General features: G+C 63.3%; 17 protein-coding genes, 2 tRNA genes and 2 pseudogenes. 12 read left to right on the top strand and 9 right to left on the bottom strand.

Features of this window, described 5'->3' with window-relative positions; genetic code table 11:
- Positions 1-504 precede the first annotated feature (504 nt).
- From AC51GT_RS10260 to AC51GT_RS10235, 6 genes are all read left to right on the top strand, one after another.
- On the top strand, positions 505-1338 hold the full coding sequence (locus AC51GT_RS10260) for an SDR family NAD(P)-dependent oxidoreductase (protein ID WP_496328825.1): 834 nt from the start codon (positions 505-507) through the stop codon (positions 1336-1338).
- Between the two features lie 63 nt (positions 1339-1401).
- Positions 1402-3102 (top strand): thiamine pyrophosphate-binding protein, encoded by a 1701-nt coding sequence (locus AC51GT_RS10255; RefSeq protein ID WP_496328680.1) that lies wholly within the window; start codon positions 1402-1404, stop codon positions 3100-3102.
- 126 nt (positions 3103-3228) lie between these two features.
- Positions 3229-3972: an SDR family NAD(P)-dependent oxidoreductase gene (locus AC51GT_RS10250; RefSeq protein WP_496324389.1), complete on the top strand. Its 744-nt coding sequence runs from the start codon at positions 3229-3231 to the stop codon at positions 3970-3972.
- Positions 3973-3983: 11 nt separating this feature from the next.
- Complete coding sequence (locus AC51GT_RS10245) at positions 3984-4598, top strand: carboxymuconolactone decarboxylase family protein (protein ID WP_496328679.1); 615 nt, start codon at positions 3984-3986, stop codon at positions 4596-4598.
- Entirely contained in the window at positions 4595-5782 is a 1188-nt protein-coding gene (locus tag AC51GT_RS10240; protein WP_496328678.1) for a MaoC family dehydratase, read from the top strand. The genes AC51GT_RS10245 and AC51GT_RS10240 overlap by 4 nt, the downstream gene beginning before the upstream one ends.
- Positions 5783-5865: 83 nt before the next feature.
- Positions 5866-6375, top strand: a complete 510-nt coding sequence (locus tag AC51GT_RS10235) for an FCD domain-containing protein (protein WP_496328677.1) — start codon at positions 5866-5868, stop codon at positions 6373-6375.
- Between the two features lie 24 nt (positions 6376-6399).
- On the opposite strand, the gene AC51GT_RS10230 is transcribed toward AC51GT_RS10235, so the two are convergent.
- Positions 6400-7041 (bottom strand): aminodeoxychorismate/anthranilate synthase component II, encoded by a 642-nt coding sequence (locus AC51GT_RS10230; RefSeq protein WP_496324625.1) that lies wholly within the window; start codon positions 7039-7041, stop codon positions 6400-6402.
- Between the two features lie 144 nt (positions 7042-7185).
- Here AC51GT_RS10230 and crgA point away from each other — a divergent pair, with 144 nt between their 5' ends.
- Both crgA and AC51GT_RS10220 read left to right on the top strand, forming a co-directional pair.
- The gene (gene crgA / locus AC51GT_RS10225; protein WP_496324385.1) at positions 7186-7476 is read left to right on the top strand and encodes a cell division protein CrgA; all 291 of its coding nucleotides are present in this window, start codon (positions 7186-7188) and stop codon (positions 7474-7476) included.
- Between the two features lie 161 nt (positions 7477-7637).
- Positions 7638-8099 (top strand): PH domain-containing protein, encoded by a 462-nt coding sequence (locus AC51GT_RS10220; protein ID WP_496324384.1) that lies wholly within the window; start codon positions 7638-7640, stop codon positions 8097-8099.
- Positions 8100-8120: 21 nt separating this feature from the next.
- Here AC51GT_RS10220 and AC51GT_RS10215 read toward each other — a convergent pair whose 3' ends face one another.
- Complete coding sequence (locus AC51GT_RS10215) at positions 8121-8954, bottom strand: rhomboid family intramembrane serine protease (RefSeq protein ID WP_496328676.1); 834 nt, start codon at positions 8952-8954, stop codon at positions 8121-8123.
- Between the two features lie 60 nt (positions 8955-9014).
- The gene (locus tag AC51GT_RS10210) at positions 9015-9551 is read right to left on the bottom strand and encodes a peptidylprolyl isomerase (RefSeq protein ID WP_496328675.1); all 537 of its coding nucleotides are present in this window, start codon (positions 9549-9551) and stop codon (positions 9015-9017) included.
- A 104-nt stretch (positions 9552-9655) separates the two neighbouring features.
- On the opposite strand from AC51GT_RS10210, the gene AC51GT_RS10205 reads away from it, so the two are divergent.
- Both AC51GT_RS10205 and AC51GT_RS10200 read left to right on the top strand, forming a co-directional pair.
- Entirely contained in the window at positions 9656-10282 is a 627-nt protein-coding gene (locus tag AC51GT_RS10205) for a hypothetical protein (RefSeq protein WP_496324381.1), read from the top strand.
- Positions 10283-10310: 28 nt separating this feature from the next.
- A complete protein-coding gene (locus AC51GT_RS10200) occupies positions 10311-11069 on the top strand; it encodes a DUF4190 domain-containing protein (RefSeq protein ID WP_496328674.1) in 759 nt (252 codons plus the stop codon).
- Positions 11070-11163: 94 nt separating this feature from the next.
- On the opposite strand, the gene AC51GT_RS10195 is transcribed toward AC51GT_RS10200, so the two are convergent.
- The 3 genes from AC51GT_RS10195 to AC51GT_RS10185 form a co-directional block, all read right to left on the bottom strand.
- A complete protein-coding gene (locus AC51GT_RS10195) occupies positions 11164-12090 on the bottom strand; it encodes an LLM class F420-dependent oxidoreductase (RefSeq protein ID WP_496328673.1) in 927 nt (308 codons plus the stop codon).
- 58 nt (positions 12091-12148) lie between these two features.
- Positions 12149-14467 (bottom strand): hypothetical protein, encoded by a 2319-nt coding sequence (locus AC51GT_RS10190; protein WP_496328672.1) that lies wholly within the window; start codon positions 14465-14467, stop codon positions 12149-12151.
- Positions 14468-14717: 250 nt separating this feature from the next.
- On the bottom strand, positions 14718-15146 hold the full coding sequence (locus tag AC51GT_RS10185; protein ID WP_496328671.1) for a phosphatase domain-containing protein: 429 nt from the start codon (positions 15144-15146) through the stop codon (positions 14718-14720).
- Between the two features lie 350 nt (positions 15147-15496).
- Here AC51GT_RS10185 and AC51GT_RS10180 point away from each other — a divergent pair.
- Positions 15497-16515: pseudogene (locus AC51GT_RS10180) on the top strand (transposase family protein).
- Between the two features lie 24 nt (positions 16516-16539).
- A pseudogene (locus AC51GT_RS10175) lies at positions 16540-16685 on the top strand (IS256 family transposase); the annotation flags it as partial.
- A 49-nt stretch (positions 16686-16734) separates the two neighbouring features.
- Here AC51GT_RS10175 and AC51GT_RS10170 read toward each other — a convergent pair.
- The 3 genes from AC51GT_RS10170 to AC51GT_RS10160 all read right to left on the bottom strand — a co-directional run bounded on the left by AC51GT_RS10170 (position 16735) and on the right by AC51GT_RS10160 (position 18266).
- A tRNA-Ala gene (locus tag AC51GT_RS10170) sits at positions 16735-16807 on the bottom strand.
- Between the two features lie 170 nt (positions 16808-16977).
- Positions 16978-17051 (bottom strand) — tRNA-Ile (locus tag AC51GT_RS10165).
- Between the two features lie 66 nt (positions 17052-17117).
- Positions 17118-18266, bottom strand: coding sequence for a DUF3566 domain-containing protein (locus AC51GT_RS10160; RefSeq protein WP_496328670.1), 1149 nt, complete (start codon positions 18264-18266; stop codon positions 17118-17120).
- Positions 18267-18298 lie beyond the last annotated feature (32 nt).

Here is an 18298-nt window from a genome sequence, read left to right as displayed (position 1 = left end):
CCGGCAATCGACCCCAACTCGGATGAATTATCAACGGGACAGCTCGTATACGCATTCGACCAACCGAAAAGTTTTTTGTTGCAAGTGAATCCAGTTAGCCAGGTGGTAATACCCGGCAACGGCGAGACCCGGGCGGTGTGCGCGGTCCGCCGAAGTACGCCGGCACCCCCACCCGAACCCTTGATGGTGATCGCCATCACAGCAATGATGCACTTCTGGCTCATAATTAGCAAGCATTGCAATCCTTGCGAGGATTGCATATGGTCACGAAAGGGCACTGAGCGCTCCCGCCGAGACGCGCACGATCCGGACCGGGCGTTCTCCTCGCCCTGATCCACGCACGCCGGTTCCCACTGGCTTCCTTTGTCCAGTGCGGCAACCCTTTACGCCTGACATCGAACCGCGATCCCCGCGCGTTCGTACGATCGCAGGGAGCACCCCGCCTAGCGCGAGCGAAAGCAGATCCGTGCCCCCGGGAAAGTGAGACCGCCCGTGAGCGAGAACATGATCGACCTGACCGGCCGGATAGTCATCGTCGCCGGCGCAGCCGGTGGTGGAATCGGCACGGCGGTCACCCGCGCAGTGGCCCGCGCCGGCGCCACCGTCCTCGCGGTGAGCCGGTCCGAGGAAAAGCTCGGCACCCACATCGAACCTCTGGTGACGGAGGGCTTTTCGGTGATCCCGGTATCCGCCGATGTCGGCACCGACGACGGCATCGCAACCGTGATGGATCGGGTGGCCGCCACTGAGGACCACCTCTATGGCCTCGTCAACATTGCCGGCGGCGCTGCGCCGGAGACCTGGATGCGGGCCACGCGGGTCACCCGGGAGACCTGGCGGGAGCTGTTTGCCCAGAACCTCGAAACGATGTTCTTCATGAGCCAGGCGGTTGCAGCCGAACTCCGCAGGCAAGGGCGTCCGGGTTCGATCGTGTCGACGTCGTCGATCAGCGGGATGAACTCTGCCCCCTTCCATATCGCCTATGGCACTGCGAAAGCCGCGATCGTCGCCGCCACGCGCACGATGGCGGTCGAGCTCGCGCAGGACGAAATCCGGGTCAACGCGATCGCACCAGGGGTCACGGAAACCCCGTCGTCCGGCACCTACGTCGACAAAGACGTCGATCGCGACCGGCGGGCGATCACGATGGGACGCCGCGCCCGGCCTGACGAGCAGGCCGGCGCAGCGTTGTTCCTGCTGTCGGACCTCGCCTCCTACGTCACCGGGCAGACGTTGCTCGTCGACGGGGGGCTCAACCTCAAGTGGAACCACCTCGATGCCGACAACATCTCCCTGTTCCTCAAGGACGAGTCGTTCCGGGCTGCCATCACCCGTTGATCCATCCCAACCCCAGACAACGCAGTGAAGGTTCCGGATACCCCGATACACAAAGGATCATCAATGACAGTCAAGGTGTATGAACGAATCCTCGATCTCCTTGAGGCAGAGGGCATCAAGACACTGTTCGGTATTCCGGACCCCAACTTCGTCCATATGTTCCATCTCGCCGACGAACGCGGTTGGCAGGTCGTGGCGCCTCACCACGAAGAGGCGGCGGGGTTCATGGCCGAAGCGGTCTCCCGCATGACAGGTCAGCCCGCCGTCTGTATCGGCACACTCGGTCCCGGCGTGGCCAACCTGGCCGGGGCCATGATGTGCGCGAAGGTCGAGAACTCCCCGGTGATGTTCATCGGCGGTCAGCGGGCCCGGATCACCGAGCAGCGGGTCCGCCGCGGGCGTATCCAATTCGTCCAGCAATCCGCACTGTTCGAACCCTCCGTCAAGTATTCGGCCAGCATCGAATACGCCGACCAAACCGACGAGATCATCCGAGAAGGCCTGCGCAAGGCGGTCTCCGGGACCCCTGGCCCGGTCTACATCGAATACCCGTCAAATGTGATCCTCGAAGAACTCGATGTGCTGCCTCCCCTGCCGCCCGAACGCTATCGCATCGTCGGCCAGGCGGCGGGCGCCGAATCGATCACCCGGGCCGCCGAATTGATCCGGACTGCCCAGCACCCGGTCCTCCTGGTCGGTCACGGCGTCCACACGGCGCGGACCGCCGAACCGGTGCGCGCACTCGCCGAACTGATGGCCTGCCCGGTGATCCAAACCTCCGGGGGCACCTCATATATCGAGGGTCTGGAAGACCGCACCTTCCCGTATGGCTTCTCCCCTTCCTCGGTCGAAGCCGTCGAGAAGTCGGATCTGTGCGTGGCCCTCGGTACCGAACTCGGCGAACCGGTGCACTTCGGTCGCGGACGCCACTGGGCGTCCAACGACGCCACCCGTAAATGGGTCCTGGTCGAACAGGATCCGACCGCGATCGGTGTCAACCGGCCGATCGACGTACCCCTGGTCGGTGACCTGCGAGCGATCGTCCCACAGCTCGTCGAGGCCCTCGCGGACACTCCGCGGCAGCCCACCGGCGAACTGGCACAGTTGATCTCCGACGAGAAGGCGCACCTCGCCGAAGTTGCCGAGTCCGCCCCGGCCGGACAGAGTCCGATACATCCGGCACGTCTGGCCGTAGAGGCCACCAAAGCGTTCCCACCGGAAGGCATCATGGTCCGCGACGGTGGTGCAACCACGATTTTCGGGTGGACATACTCGCAGGCCAAGCCGCATGACGTGATCTGGAATCAGAACTTCGGTCACCTCGGTACCGGTCTGCCCTACGCGATCGGGGCATCGGTCGCCGACGGTGGAAAGCGACCCGTCATGTTGGTGACCGGCGACTCCGCCTTCCTGTTCCACATCGCCGAACTCGAAACTGCGTCGAGACTGAACCTTCCGCTGGTCTGCGTCGTGGGGGTCGACTATTCCTGGGGTCTCGAGGTCGGCGTCTACAAACGCACCTTCGGGCCAGGATCCCGTGAGACCGGCGGGCACTGGAGCGAGAGCACCCGGCTTGACCGGGTTGCCGAGGGTTTTGGCTGCTATGGCGAGTACGTCGAGAAAGAGATCGAGATCGGCCCGGCAATCAACCGGGCCTATGCCAGCGGCCGACCCGGGGTGATCCACGTCGTCATCGACCCGAAGGCCAACTCGGAAGAGATGCCCAACTATTCCGAGTACGCCACCTGGGCCTCCGAGGGATAGCAATGGTGTTGCCCTTCAAACGATTTCCCCAACCCCTCACCACAGAACCCCCGAGAGGACCTCAACCATGCGTGAGTTCGTGACGTTCGACATCAGGATCGACCGAGACCGGACCGGAGCCTCCGAATGAGCCCGCGGGTTGCGGTCGTCACGGGCGCAGGTTCCGGGATCGGACTGGCGATCGCACAACGTCTCGCCACCGACGGCAATGCTGTCGCATTGTTCGATCGCGACGGCGCCTCGGCGAAAGAGGCAGCGGCACAGATCGAGTCAGGCGGTGGTACCGCGATCGGGATCGAGGTCGACGTCACCGACCGCAGCGCGATAGACGCCGGAATCGATGAGGTGAAGAGCCGGCTCGGCGCCCCGCAGATCCTGGTGAACAGTGCCGGGAAGACCGTCGCGGGTCCGACCCTCGACGTGACCAGGGACCTGTGGGATCTGGTGCACGCCATCAACCTCACCGGCACCTTCGACTGCTGCCAGGCCGTCCTCCCGCACATGATCGAGGCCGGCTGGGGCCGGATCGTGAACATTTCGTCCTCGAGCACCCATGGTGGCGTCGCGCAGATGGCGGCGTACGTGTCGTCGAAGTCCGCCGTGAACGGCCTGACCAAAGTGCTCGCCCTCGAGTTCGCCAAGCACGGCATCACCGTCAACGCGATCCCACCGGGCTTCATCGACACCCCGATGATGCGCGACCACGAGAGTCAGGGACTGATCTCGGTGGACCAGCAGATCGAGCGCACCCCGGTCGGCCGCGTCGGGACAGCACAGGACATCGCCGGGGCCTGTTCGTTCTTGGTCGGCGACGACGCGAGCTACATCACCGGACAAGTGATCGGTGTCAACGGCGGCCGAAACACCTAGGAGAGCATGACATGACACGAATCCCACCGCTCGCGGTCGACGACTGGTCGCCCGATCTCACCGAATTCTTCGCGGACTTCCGCTCCAATGTGGCAAGTCAGAACGCGGCAAAGCCCAAGGGCGCCAACCTACTCGGTACCCTGGCGCGGCACCCCGGCCTGGCCAAACCCTTCATCTCCTTCAACCAGCATCTACTCTCGGGTTCTTCATTGACGACACGGCACAGAGAGATCCTCATCCTGCGGGTGGCGAGCCGCCGGGCCTGCGCATACGAGCACGCCCAGCATGTTCTGCTGGCGCGCGACGCCGGGGTGACCGACACCGAGATCGACCACATCGCCGTCGGATCTGCCGCACCCGGCTGGTCACCGTTCGAGGCGGCGCTGCTCGACACGGTCGATCAGCTCCTCGACAACGGCATCATCAGCGATGGCACCTGGGAGATCCTCTCCGCAGAATTGGACGAGAAGCAGCTGATGGACGTGGTCTTCACCGTCGGGACCTACGCGATGGTGGCGATGGCCCTGCGGTCGTTCGGCGTCGAACTCGACGACGATCTGCTGATCCACTTCCCCAACGGTGACGTTCGCCTGAACGCCTCCCTGTCCGGCAGGAGCATCCCATGACCGACCCCATCGAACCCGTCACACTCGATCTGAGCGACGTCGACCATCGGGTGGGGCAACTCGTCGGCGGTGGCCAGCTATGGGATCCCTGCAGCGCCTCCGACATCCGGCGGTGGGTGATGGCGATGGACAATCCGAACCCCTTGCACTGGGACGAAGAATTCGCGCGCAACACCAGGTTCGGCGGACTTGTCGCACCACAGTCCATCGCGGTCGGTCTCGATTTCGGCCACGGCGCCCAGCCGGCCTGCGTCGGATACATCCCGGACAGCCATCTGATCTTCGGGGGCGAGGAGTGGTGGTTTTACGGGACACCAGTGCGCCCGGGTGACAAGTTGTTCCAGGACAGGCGATTCCATGGATACAAGGTGGTCGACACGAAGTTCGCCGGGCCGACCATGTTCTCGCACGGAGACACCATCCACAAGAACCAGCACGGTTCTCTCGTCGCCAAAGAGCGGTCCACGGCCATCCGGTATCTGTCGGCCGAAGCCACCAAACGCGGGATGTACGACAACCAGATCGGTTCACTCAAGAAGTGGACCAACGACGAACTGATCGAGGTCGAGAAGCTGCGACATGAATGGCTGATGTCCAATCGTCTCGGCGTCTCGCCACGATTCGACGAGGTGAATATCGGTGACGCCCTACCCCGCCGCGTCATCGGCCCACACAGCATCGCGAGCTTCACCACCGAATACCGTGCCTTCGTCTTCAACATCTGGGGGACCTCGCAGTGGGTTGCGCCCGAAGGTGTCGACGATCCGTGGATCTACCAGGATCCGGGCTGGACGGACGGTTTCGGCTACGACGAGGAGGGCGCCAAGATCGATCCGCGTAAACGGGACGGCTTGTACGTCGGACCGTCACGCGGTCACATCGACGCCGACAAGGCCAGTGAGGTCGGCATGGCTCGCGCCTACGGTTACGGCGCGACGATGGGTGCCTGGTGCACCGATTTCCTGGCCAACTGGGCCGGGCACGAGGGCATGGTCCGGCACACCAAGGCCGACTTCCGCGGCCCCGCCTTCGAAGGCGACGTCACGTACTTCGACGCCGAGGTGGTCGACAAGATCACCGAATCCGAGTGGGGCGTACCGCTTGTCCAGATCAAGCTCAAGCTCACCAGCCAGGACGGCACCACCCTGGTGACCTGCACGGCCGAGGTCGAGTTGCCGCGGTAGCGGCACGGTGGTGAGATTCCCTGGTCGGCGACCGGGTGCGGATCTGGAACAGGGTCGACGCCCATGAATGAAATGCGGTACGCGTGACCAGTGCACGAAGCAGAAGAGTCCCACAGCGCCGCATCGCAGAAACCGTTGCCGCCCAGATCCGCGACCGCCTCGACGTCGTGGTCCCCGCTCTCGACGAGGCCATCGACGCCTCCACCCATCACCTCACCAGCGGTGTGGCATTCACCCACTCCGCCCGCGATTTTCACGACCTGGTCGTCTCGTTCACACCCAACGCCACCATTCGATTCGCCGTCGGCAGCTACGTCGCACTGTGGTCGGCCCAGGAAGAGGCCTGGGCCGAGGCCCGCACCCGGTACGGCGAATATCCCTCCGGCCACGAAGCGGAAGGTGCGGTCCACGCCCACCGCCGCCTCGTCGACGAGATCGCCGCCGGACATGCCGACGAGGCCGAGCGACTGGCCCGAGCCCATCTGGCCGCCACGCAGGCGTTTGTACTCGAGCGCTTCGGCGATCAGATTGTCAACGCCTCGGCGGCCATGTCGCGCCAGGCGATCGGCTCGGGCCGGCGCTCGCGGATGTGACGTCGCCGGTCTGAGATCCGGGGCTCAGCCCAGCGCTGCGGCGACCTGCGCTTCGAGGGTGTTGACCTGACCGTCGGGCACCGCCATGCCGCAGACCGTCAGCCAGTTGGCCAGCATCCGGTGCCCACCCTGGGTGAGCACGCTCTCCGGATGGAACTGGACGCCATGGATGGGAAGCTCGCGGTGCCGCATCGCCATCACGATGCCGGTGGCGGTGCGGGCGGTGACGACCAATTCGGTCGGGATGGTCTCCGGCAACACCGTCAGCGAGTGGTATCTGGTGGCGGTGAACGGGTTGGGCAGACCGGCCAGGACACCCTCGTCGCTGTGGGTCACCAGTGAGGTCTTGCCGTGCAGGAGTTCGGGTGCCCGATCGACCGTGGCACCGAAGGCGGCGCCGATGGCCTGGTGGCCGAGGCAGACCCCGAGCAAGGGCGTGCCGGCAGCAGCGGCGGCACCCACCAGGGGCATCGTCGCGCCGGCGCGCTGCGGTGTCCCCGGGCCGGGTGAGAGCAGCACACCGTCGAACTGCGTCACCGCGGCCGCCGGGTCTGCGAGCCGCTCGTCGTCGTTACGCCAGACCTGGGCATGCACACCCAGTTGTCCGAGGTATTGGACGAGGTTGTAGACGAAGCTGTCGTAGTTGTCGACAACCAGGATCTGCACAGGGGCGCCAGGGTTCACGTCGACAGGCTACCTGGGTCGATGCGGCGAGCTCATCCCACTTTCGCCGTGGCCGCATATCACTGTCACCGTCGACGGGTGCGTTAGGTTATAGGGAAACGTTTGTACCCGCGAACCGAGGAAATCATGCCCAAGTCAAAGGTCCGCAAGAAGACCGATTACACGATCAACCCTGCCAGCCGCACACCGGTGAAAGTGAAGGCAGGCCCGTCGGGCACCGTCTTCGTTTCGGTGATGCTCGGCCTGATGCTGCTGGGCCTCGCCTGGCTGATGGTTTTCTACCTTGTCGCCACACCCGAATCCCTCGGTGCCCCCGGCAAGATCCTCAACTGGATGTACGAGCTGGGTTCCTGGAACTTCCTGATCGGATTCGGGTTCATGGTCGCTGGTCTGGTCATGACGATGAAGTGGCGTTGAACAGCGATTTCAACAATTCACAGCCTGTGGAACACCATGTGTGTAATTCATCCCCAGTGTGGATAACTCCTGTGGAGTGAAGTGGCGGTGAGCAGCACGTTCATTCATCCACAGCTGTGGAACAACATGTGTGTAATTCATCCTCAATGTGGATAAGGCCTGTGGATAACCTTCAAAACGCCCGTTCGGAATGGGCCACACCAGCACCCATGGGCGCGCTGATGGTGGTCGGTGGGATCGCACTCGGTGCCGCGGGCCTGTTCTCGGGTACCGACGCGGCGGGCATGGCGCTGATGCTCCTCGCCGCGGTGCTGCTGCTGCTGATCGGCGGGCAGAGTCTGTGGGTTCGTCCCAGGCTGGCCATCGAGGGCCGCGAATTACACGTCCGCACGCTCTTTCGGGGGACGTGTGGTTATTCGTTCGATGACGTTCGGCGCGCACAGGTGCTCACGTACCCGCGGTTCGGACGCCGGGTACCGCATCTGGAACTGGATCTCGACGATGAGCAGGCCCACGACGGGGAACGTCTGGTCATCTACGGACGCTGGGATCTGGGCACCAACCCACTCGATGTGGCCGATGCACTGCGTGCGGCCGGACTGACCGTGGAAGAGCGCAAATAGCGGGAGGGCGGCGAACCACCGTCAGAACGTGAGCGTCTGGGCCTTCGCGATGCCGATGACCAGCGCCGCCATGATGAGCAGACCCATCGCGAGGAAGCCGACCGTCGCCGCGTTGCGGGGATTACGTGATCGGGCGGGCAGCAACTCAGGTCCGTAGACGATGCCTGCGGCCGCCGCGGCGCCGAATGCCAGGCCGCCGAAATGGGCCCAGATGGAGATGTTCGGGATCGTGAACGAGAGCACGACGTTCAGGGCGATGATGCCGTACAGACCGGTGGCGGGGAGTTTGGCCTTGAGCACCACGACCAGCGTGGCACCCATCAAACCGAAGATCGCTCCGGAGGCACCGGCATTGATGGCCAGCGAATCGCCGAACAGCATCACCGCGGCACTGCCGCCGAGCAACGAGGTCAGGTAGATCCCGAGGAAACGGGCGGTACCCAGGGTCAACTCGACGTCGCGACCCAGGATGTACAGGGAAAACATGTTGATCGCGACGTGGATCAGTGAGAAATGCAAGAAGCCGGCGGTGAGCAACCGCCAGTATTCGCCGGAAGCCATGAACGGCCCCCAGAGCGCGCCTTCGGCGAACACCCGCGATGACGCCACGACATCGGTGATGCTCTTCGCCTGGGCGGCGACGATCACGAACAGGGCGATGTTGATCGCCATCAGGGTGTAGGTGGCCCAGGCGACCTTGGCGCCGATGGTGCGGGCCCGGGGAACCTGACGACCGGAAGCCCGGACGCAGTCGACACAGTGTTGGCCGACTGCGGCCGGGGTCAGACAATCAGCGCAGGCCGGACGCCCGCACCGGCTGCATGCCAGTCCCGTCGCTCGATCAGGATGCCGCACGCACACCTGGGTCGGCGGCGACGGCGATTGAGAAGACGGGGGCTGGTACGTCACAACAGGTCAGGAAATCGTGATCCGCTCGATGACAACGTCTTCCAGGGGCCGGTCACGACGATCGGTGGCAACCTTCTCGATCGCGTCAACGACCTTCTTCGACTCGTCGTCCTCGACGACACCGAAGATCGTGTGCTTGCGGTTCAGGTGCGGGGTCGGGCCGACGGTGATGAAGAACTGCGAACCATTGGTGCCCGGTCCGGCGTTGGCCATCGCCAGCAGGTACGGCTGGTTGAAGGTGAGCTCCGGGTGGAACTCGTCTTCGAACTGGTAGCCGGGGCCACCCATGCCGGTTCCGGTGGGGTCACCACCCTGGAGCATGAAGCCGGCGATGATCCGGTGGAAGACGGCGCCATCGTAGAACGGTCCGCTGTCGCCACCCGAGGCGTTTGCCGTCGAGTAGTCCTTGGAGCCGTCTGCCAGGCCGACGAAGTTCGCAACCGTCTTGGGTGCGTGGTTACCGAACAGGGCGATCTTGATGTCACCTTTATTGGTGTGCAGGGTCGCGGTTGCGGTTTTCAATGCTGTGGTCACGCCCACCATGGTGCCACTTCGCCCGTGGCACCCCGGACACAACCGCCCAGATCGCGTCGCCGGTGGCACTAGTGTGGAGTCGATCCCGCTGGTTCTACCCGAGGAGGTTTTTCATGAGCACGCTCGAATCCGATCTGAAAGCAGTGCGAGACAAGGCGGTCTCCCTGTCCTCCGGTCAGCGCCTGCGACTCGGCACCCACCAGAGCCTGGCCGGCCTGTCGAACGTGACCCGAGGATCGCTCGGCTTGAGCGGTGTCGGCATCCGCAAGACCTTCGACTCCGCGGCCCTTGCCACCCGCGCCACCGGCGCAGCGGCCTGGTCGGGTGCAAAAAAGCTTGGTGCCCAGGCATATTCGAAAGAGGCCGAACTCGCCGCGGACGCCCGTCGCCGGACCGACGAATATCTGCATCGCGCAGCCGACACCTTCCCCGTGCAGATCAGCAATCCGGTCGTGGTGTCGAGTCTGCAGCGAACCGGCCTGGCGGACGCGTTGCCCGAACAGATCGCAACGATCAAACCCTCACGACGACGTCTGAAGATCGCGCTCATCGCAGCCGGTGCCCTGGCGACCGGTGCGGCCGTGTTCGCGGTCTCGCGTCGTCGCCGTCCGCAACCGCCGTCAGTGGCCGCTGCTCCACCGCGCCTGACCGATGTTCCGGTCGCCGATGAGGTGACACCGGTCCCCGCATCCTCGTCTCCCGCGTCGTCACCGTCATCGAACGGACAGACGGAAAGCTGAGACCGGGCAGACAGGTACCGTGTGATTCGTGAGTGTTGAGAACGGGGACCCAGACCGGCGGCGCAGTGCGCCGGTGCCCGCATGGGAGCAGCGAGGACCTGCGGGTGCGCCGCCTCCCGGCTATCGGCAGCCCCCGCGTGAGGGCACGGGGCCTACCCCGCAGGGTGTGCGCCCGGGACCACCGCCTGTCGATCAGACACCGAACCGCGTCGCACCGCCCGTGCCGGGATCCGGTCCGCCACGGGGTGAGCCCTACCGGCCGGCTCCCGTTTGGCCCGGACCGGGACAGCCCGGCCGGCAGCAGCGGCCACCGCAGCAACCACCGCCACAGCAACCACCCCCTCGGCGACCACCGCCGCCTGCGTCACCGGCTCCCCTGAGCGGACCGGCCGCCGGCATCGGCGTCCCCGTCACCGACGCCGGCAACGCTTATTCACAGACCACCGACCCGGCGGATCGTCGCAATGACAATTACGACAGCTATTCCGCCGACCATCTCGCCGACCCCATCGAGGGTCACGAATCCGGAGCACAGATGACCCCCGCACCCACCTCGCGGGCAAACACGACCAATCGCCTCTCGATCGCGGCGTTGGTCTTGTCCGTGATCGGCGTGACCTTCATCGCCGGGATCATCTGCGGCCACATGGCCCGCGCGCAGATCCGCCAGACCCGCGAGCAGGGCGACGTTTTTGCGATCGCCGCGCTCTGGGTCGGTTACCTGTATCTGGCGGCCTCCGTGCTCGTTCTCGGCGGCTATCTCTACATCGTCGGTACCGGTAGCTGACGCAGGCCACACCCGCTCCACCTTTCGCGATCCGCTCCAGTTGCAGTGCGCTGCAAGTGGAGCGGATCGTTGTTTGTGGAGCAGATGCCGACCATCAGAGTTGGGGCATGACCTTCTCGGCGATGAACTCGATGTGCGCCAGGTCGGTCATGTCGAGCACCTGGAGATAGATCCGCGACGCGCCGGTTTCTGCGAAGGTGCCGATCTTGTCGACGATCTCGGCCGGGGATCCGGCCAGTCCGTTGGTCTTGAGTTCGTCGACGTCCCGGCCGATCTTTGCCGCCCGGCGGGCGACCTCGGCGTCGTCGGCACCCGCGCACACGACCAAGGCGGCGGAGTAGACCAGGTCGTCGGGTGAGCGGCCCCGGTCGGTACAGGCCCGCCGGACGCGATCGAACGCCTCCCGGGCCGTCTGAGCCGACACGAACGGGACGTTGAACTCACTGGCGTACTGCGCGGCCAACGCCGGGGTGCGCTTCTTGCCCTGGCCACCGAGCAGGATCGGCGGAGTCGGACTCTGGACGGGTTTCGGCAGTCCCGGGGAATCGGTCACCGTGTACTGCTCACCGGTATACGAGAACGTCTCCCCCACCGGGGTCGTCCACAGGCCGGTGATGATCGCCAGCGACTCCTCGAGGCGGTCGAACCGCTGACCGAGCGGTGGGAACGGGATGGCATAAGCGTTGTGCTCGGCCTCGAACCAGCCGGCACCGTATCCGAAGTCCACCCGGCCACCCGACATCTCGTCGACCTGCGCGACGGTGATCGCCAACGGCCCCGGATACCGGAACGTCGCCGACGTGACCAACGTGCCCAGTCGGATCGTGGACGTCTCCCTGGCGATGCCGGCGAGTGTGGTCCAGGCGTCCGTCGGCCCGGGCAGCCCCTCGGCATTCATCGCGAGGTAGTGGTCGGAGCGGAAGAAGGCCCCGTATCCCGCTGCCTCTGCGGTCTGGGCCACCGCCAGCTGATCGCGGTAGGTGGCACCCTGCTGTGGTTCGACGAAGACACGTAATTCCATGCCCCTCACTCTTGTCGGAGGGGCCGGGGTTTACCAACTATCCCTGCTGGGATAACCGTCATAGCGCGACGCATCCGCACTTGCATGCCATACCACTGGAGTTTCCACTAATCCAGGACCCACACGCCGAACAGCGCGTTTCGTTGTGGAGCTCTAAGGTGTCTTCCGCCAATTGCCGAATATCGCTCCACGGAATCTCATCGGCCCAGCTGTTGTAATGTGCCCCGAGCAGATTCCGGATGTCGAGGCGCATACCAATCGCTCCAACGAGTTCCTTCAGAGCTGTGCGACGGAGGGCTTTCGCAACACCAGGCCACAGATCGCCCAGAGTGTACTTGTCCCCCTCCCGACGAGTCACGCTAACACCGACTCGCCAACTGAGTTCCTGGGATATTTCCTCCAGCAATAGACCCGTTGCCGCTGCCGTCGGACGTTCGTCCGCATGCGCGAGCGCCACTCGAACCGAGTCGGCCCGACTTCGACTAGGCCCTGTGACCTCAATCCCCCCGTCGAAAGTCCAGTGCGAAATTCTACGTTCGACGAAGCTGCGCCCACGTCGCGAAAACAGACCTCGCAGCTGCTCCAACCAGGCGCGATCGTGCCCTGTCACGATCAGCTGCCAATCATTGAACTCGTCGGCAACGTAATCCATCACACCAAGTCGAATTGTTGAGTCCACGCTTTGCAGAGCGTCGTCTAGAACGAGAACCTTAGCCTGCCCAAATTCGGACGCTTTCTTGGTCACCGTCAAAAAGAAGAGAAGTGCGATCAAATCTTTGTAGCCCTCACTAAACACCTGTTGAGGTAGGGCGGACTTACCATTGTCAAAGTCCACAACTACATCCAGGCTGACCGGGCCAGACTTCGCCACCAAGACTTTGAGGCGCTCGACGTGCGGGGCACGTGTGATTCGTTTAAAACTCGATGTGAGATCTAACGTAACCGCCTGCAAGATGGGGACGATTCGTTCCAGCTGGGACTTGTATGCGACGGGATTGAGAGTTTGTACCCCTTGATCAAGTTTCTTCTTAATTGTTTTGAGGCGCTGCTGTGCTGTCCTGAGCTCTGCGATGCAGTGCCTCGCATCTTCCGGTAGCGCATCCATCCTGTTCTCATAAGCGGCAAGATCGACGTTCTCAAAGAGACGCTCGACAAAGGTCTCTAACTTCGCAGCGTTACTTAGGTCGTCCTTGGCCTCTGGATAGAGGGAGTGAAGTCTATTCGCCGCATCGTCCCGAAGCACACGAAGTACGAAACGCTCCTCCTCCAGCACCTTCAACTCCTCATCAGGCCGAGCTCCGAGAACGCCAGCAGGGTCCGGGAAATAGTCGAAGAAAACGGTGCCACGCGATAGCGCGTCGGTGTCCAGGAACCGCAGAATATCTGCGCGCCGAATTACTACTGGCGCAATGCGAAATCCTGGCCGCACTTCAGCCGTCGAAGGTTCATCGCGGCCAGCAGAGTTGGTGATCAGCGAACGGTCAATTATGGACCCATCACTCAGCTCCACTACAGCCCGGGCTTTGGGAACGCTCAGGTTTCGTACGGACGAGCGCAAAGTGCTGTTGAAGTCAGCTGATCGATCAACGCGGCGTTGTAACGCGAACTCGATTCCATCAACCAGCGTCGACTTCCCCACTCCGTTGTCGCCCCACAGAAGAACATCTGAGGGTTTTTGGTTCTTTGTCAGGTCCAAGGTAACTTCACCGGCCGAACCTCTAAAACCAGCAACCGTCACACTAACCACCCGCAGATTTCGGTCAGCCATGTCATAATTCGGCGGGCTGACAGACGTTTCCGGCTCGTTCGGCGCAAGCCGTGAGAGACGTTCCGCCACACCAAGTTCAATAGGTCGCATCTCAGCGTCAGCAATACGTTGCGCAGCAGGGATGCTCCGCTCCGCAGTCTCAGTGACCATTCCTTGAACCAGTCGGTCCCACTCCCGGCGCTCAAGTCCTGTAATTTCCCGAACCACCAGAGATTTCGCCGCTCCGTGCGCATGACTTGTGTAGTTCATCAGCCATTGTGGGGGTTTAGAAATTCCCTTTGCCAGGTCCCTCGCCATTGCTCGTGCTGACATTCCTGTCGCCCGATTCGGTGACCCCGATACGCTGCGGAGCAGCGAAACAAGCGCTAAAATGACGCGTTCATGCGCTTTCGCAGAATGATCGCGCCGCGCGGCGGCAATCTCACGCCGAAGGATCTCCCGGCTCACGTGGATGACTTTGTCACGGTCACTCTGCTTACTCGCCCCCGCGCGAAGGTTGTAGAGCCACGACAAGTCGCCGCGCTTCAACCCATACGGTTTAGTTCGCAGATTTGCAAACTCGTAGGCTGCTCCCGCGACCTGCTCGACCTCGCCATACAAATCAGGCACTCCGCGGCTCACAGTTCATCCAGGGATGCACGACCGACCAGCACTTGATGCCCACCGGATATTGACGCAGCTATTTCGATACCCGCGCATGCCGTAGCTCTGTTGCCAGCAAACTTCGAGGCCAGCCATATGCCAGCGGTGACAGCACAACAATCAACCGAGACCTCTCTGCCGTCGGGGGCGATGACCGATCGCTTCAACATCCAGCTCCCTCTTTGCAGCCAATACCTGTCCCCATCGACATCCTCACTCAGAAGTTCCCCTCGGCGACCTGGAAGCATGTCAAACCCAACCTTCTCCACATCGTCACAACCTTGTCGCGGTCGTCAAGAACACCCTTCACTTCGTACCGCGTCGCGATGTTTCTGCGATAGATCTCTTCCTTCACGACCTCGTCGCTTCGACCATCCCCATTCGCGCGCATATGAAGCTCGCTGTATGGAACAGCCTGGGCTGATAGCCACATCTCGGTCTGCAACCGAGCGGTCTCTTCTCGCCCTGAGACAGCAATGATCGCGCCAACTCCGGGATGCGCGCTGAGCGCTTGCGTTGCGATGACCACGGATTCGTTCGGTCGGTCTTCGCCCACTCGATGCCAGTCAAAGGGGCTTCGATTGGTGCGTAGCGCGAGCGTCCCATCCAGATCGACGATCCAGGCAACAACACGCGGGCGTGACATCGAATCCCTCCATGATGGGTTCGTTAGTTAAAGCCGCTGCGCCAATCCGCACCGACGTCAATGACCAGGTTCGTCCCCCTGGTGGGAGTCGGGATCGAGTCACTACGAACATAGCTGAAGACGAGACTGGCTACCCGGTGCGGCTCGACGCCAGAACCCGGTCGTCGATGGAGCTGTACGATGTTTCACGGGAAACAATCACATTCGTGTGATTCGTTCGTACGCGCTGAAATTTCGAACTCCTGTCAACACAAAATGGGTAAAGGCCAAGATGTGTGTGCAAAACCGTCGATTTCTGGTGCTTTCCCTCCAATGATGATGGCCTCAACATGCGTTGTAAGCATGTTCTAGTGCCAGGTCCCCGGAATTTCCCGTCGTGTGGTGCACGCGGTTGCATGCTCGTCAGAACGGGACTAGCAGCGCAGGACGGACCCGCTGGCGCTGTAAGTCGTGCGCCGCCTCAACCACGCAGTCGCGCCCAGATATCCCTCGCTAAGCCAACTCGATGCATTCAGAGCCTGGCTCCTCGACGGCGCAAACCCGGCGACGTCGCCTCTAGTCCCCGCACCTTCCGCCGGGACACCGCCTGGCGTTGGAACACCCAGGTCCTACCGCCGACACCGGCGACAACGGCGGCGCAACTGCTGTTGCTCGCCCGCACCTACTTCCAGTTGTGGTGCCTGCTCACTCCCTTCGCAGGATTCAACGCTGCTACTTCCACATTTTTCAGACCGTGCGGCGCCACCATACCTTCAAACCCGGACTCGACTCTGGCCGCGAAATCCTCGCCCTGACAAGGGGCTTTGATGAAAGCAATATCGACCAAGCCGTGCTGTGGCTGCAGCCCTACAACGAGGGGGTACAACGATGGGACCAGTTCCTACGCACCACACCTATGCCCGCATGCACGCCATCCCGCCCCACGGAGTTCCCGAACGCAGCACCTGGTGGTACAGCCACCGACCTTCGCAAGACTCGCAGCCTATTTCGTTGGCGATCACCAACGAGCACCTGTTCACCTGGACCGACCCCAGACTCTCAGACGACCAGCACCCCTGCAGCAGACGACCTCACCACTCGAAGGCGGCCCTACGAAGCCCATAAAACCTCTACTTGGCGACCACTGAGGACTGCCCACCGACCACCCCGTCGAGCCTCCAGTGGTTCCTCAACAGCCTCACCGCCACAACCCGTGGAGTCTGGTCCAACCCGAGCACTACAACCCGCCACCCCAACGCCCGAAACACAAGCCCGTCGAGGACCAGCACATCGGACAACACTGAGCACTGACTTCAGCTGGGACGACGGCAACGGCACCCAACACAGGGCGGCCGATCACGTCGGTAACAACCGTCAGACACGCCAGTAGCCATACACACATTCTGGCCATTACGGCCAGCACGTCGTGGACTGGCAGTGGTGTGATCAGGAAAGAAGATCGCCTGGCAGCAAATCCTGCAGCGCCAGCCACCGCCCGCGGTGACCGTCATGGACGCCGTGGACAACAGGCCCGCGATCGCCGACGACTGGCCCACCACAACGCACAAAATGACCACCTCCCCGGATCGGGAAGGTGGTCATTTTTCTGTGGAGCCTAGGAGATTCGAACTCCTGACATCTGCCTTGCAAAGGCAGCGCTCTACCAACTGAGCTAAGGCCCCGGCGCCAGTTCACACTGACTATTCGGGCAGCCCGTGCCAAATCTCCATCTTGCGGCGAGATTCGGCAAGCAGACCGGCGACCACGAGTGCCAGTGCCGCGGCGGTGATCAGAACGAACTTCATCACGTCCCTTTCGGGTTTTCGTCCGCGGTGTGGACTCATGGTCACAGTGGGCCTAGGAGGACTTGAACCTCCGACCTCTTCGTTATCAGCGAAGCGCTCTAACCGCCTGAGCTATAGGCCCTTGAACCGAAATCAGAGATTACCCGACGTCGGCCCACACAACAAAACGGCTGGTCAAACGCCCTGTTTAGTCGCGATCTGCGAGTGTGACCTCGAGGCCACCGACCAGATCGGACGACAGGTTGTAGATGAACGAACCAACCGTCGCCAAAGCTGTGAACAACACCACGTTCACCGCGCCGATCAAAGCTGCGATCCCGAACACACCACCAGCGCTGATCTCGAACGACGACTCGGTCTCGGTGTCGCTCGACACCAGGGTTCCGAAGGAGTTGTTGACCTGATCCCAGACACCCATCCCGTCGAGGATGAGATACAGCACGCCGATCGCGATCATCCAGACGAAGAACGAGGCCACCGACAACACGGCCGACACCTTGAACGCCGCCCACGGGTCTATCCGGCGCAGCTGGACCGACGCGCGGAGGGCCGCGCCAACCGGACCGTGCGTCGGGACCGCTGAGATCGCCTGTATCGGCGCCGGAGCGGCTTCTGGATGGTGGATGGCATCGAGGTCCGGGAGCTCCTCCTGGACCAGATCCCGGCGATCGATGTTCCGGGTGGGACCGTCGAGCAATTTCGGAGCCGCCGTACCGGTGATCACCGGACGTTTGACGGTCTGCGGACCACTTCCCTGCCCCGGAGCGCCCGAACCCGAGGACGGACGACCGGGAGGCGGCCCGGCCGGACCGCGACCCTGGGTGGGAACACCGGGGTGCTGCTGTCCGGCTGCTCCCGGAAGCGGCTGACTGCCGGTGGCGGGAGGCGGCTGACCGGGTCCACCGGCCGGACCCTGCGGAGGGGCCTGTCCCGGTAGCGGTTGCTGACCCTGGGGTGGCTGCTGACCCGGGCCGGGTGCCCCACCCCCGCCACGCTGCCACGGCGGCACACCGCCGGGGCCGGTACCGGCCGGTCGGCCCTGAACCGGGGCCGAAGCCGACGGGGCCGACGGTGGCGACACGACCGGATTTGCCTTGGTCTCGTCGCCACCCGTCTGCACCTTGTGGGGGCCCGTGTCGGCACCCCGCGCCGGCTGATCCTGCACCGAGACCGCCGGGCGCACACCGTTGGTCCCGGCCGCGGGCGGCGTAGCGCCCACACCGTTCGACGACGCCGCGCCCGCTCCGCTCGACGAGGACGGCTTCTGCACCGGCCCAGGGCTCTCGGCCGAGTCGCCTGAGGTCTTCGGGTCCGTGGGCTCGTTGGGTGTGCTCATGCGTTCCTTTGCCTTCGGCTTCGTCTCGCGGA

Source organism: Williamsia sp. z34, from assembly GCF_059553395.1.
Note: the sequence above shows the minus strand (reverse complement) of the source record. Positions and strands in the feature narration are given on the sequence as shown.